The organism is Paraburkholderia humisilvae (assembly GCF_902859855.1).
Lineage (GTDB): Bacteria > Pseudomonadota > Gammaproteobacteria > Burkholderiales > Burkholderiaceae > Paraburkholderia > Paraburkholderia humisilvae.
Genome location: NZ_CADIKH010000417.1, coordinates 1 through 828 on the forward strand (window position 1 = coordinate 1; position 828 = coordinate 828).

At 58.2% G+C, this 828-nt stretch carries 1 protein-coding gene; it reads left to right on the forward strand.

Features of this window, described 5'->3' with window-relative positions; translation table 11 throughout:
- Positions 1-380 precede the first annotated feature (380 nt).
- Complete coding sequence (locus HV796_RS42850) at positions 381-572, forward strand: hypothetical protein (RefSeq protein ID WP_175233628.1); 192 nt, start codon at positions 381-383, stop codon at positions 570-572.
- Positions 573-828: the final 256 nt, after the last annotated feature.

An 828-nucleotide genomic window follows, 5' to 3' on the forward strand; every position in this document is an offset into this window, starting at 1 on the left:
CAAGACCTACATGATCTTGCATTGGCTGCCTCTTGTGCCGTCGGCCCGTGACGGTCCCCTTTTCTTCTATCGGCCGCCAATGCTCACGGGTGGGAGGCGTTCATTTCATTGGCTTCTATCATGAATTCCTGCGTGTACCGTGCTCTCGGATTACCCATCTTTCCTTCATCCTTGCGTGAGTTTTATACACTCAGCAAGTATCCATTTTTTGCGGGCAAGCTCAGTCTGATGTCTTATCTTTAGGACCGGATTTGAGGCAAACCATCTCTGATCCGGGTGCGAAAAATTCCAGTCTGAATGCGAAAAGGGACTGATCGACCTGCTTGAGCGCGTAAGGGGAGCGGGATAAGATCCACGCGCCTGGCATGGGGCGCGGGGCGATGCGGGACGCTCCCAGGATCATGGCGGGCGCAACAGTGCCGTTTTCCAGCTTTGTCATGCGGCGGCCCGTCGATGACGGTGTGAGCACCGCTGACGGCCGCGTCGGCCTGCCGGGCTTCGAAGCCGGGGGCGCTCCCTCACGGCGCCTGTGCGGCGAGATTCCTCTTCAGATCATCACGGGACAGGTATGACTGGCAGCATTACTCAGGCTTTGGTGCGGCAAGACCCTCCATCCGGATCACTGGCCAGCGATTCCGCCGGGGCCGCAATGAGGCAGGTGAATGATAAAAAAAACATTCCCGACACCCGGATCGAAGCACTTGGCCGGCTTGCCCACAATGGTCCTGGCCGGTCTGCTGTACCCGGTTCGGCCCGACATGCCGCTGACCCGGAGCTGGAAAGAAGCATCAGGGAAGCCATCGAATGGTATGGAGCCTTCTTTCCGGA

Coding starts and splice junctions, on each gene's coding strand:
- HV796_RS42850 (WP_175233628.1), top strand. CDS start 381: ATGCGGGACGCTCCCAGGATCATGGCGGGCGCAACAGTGCCGTTTTCC.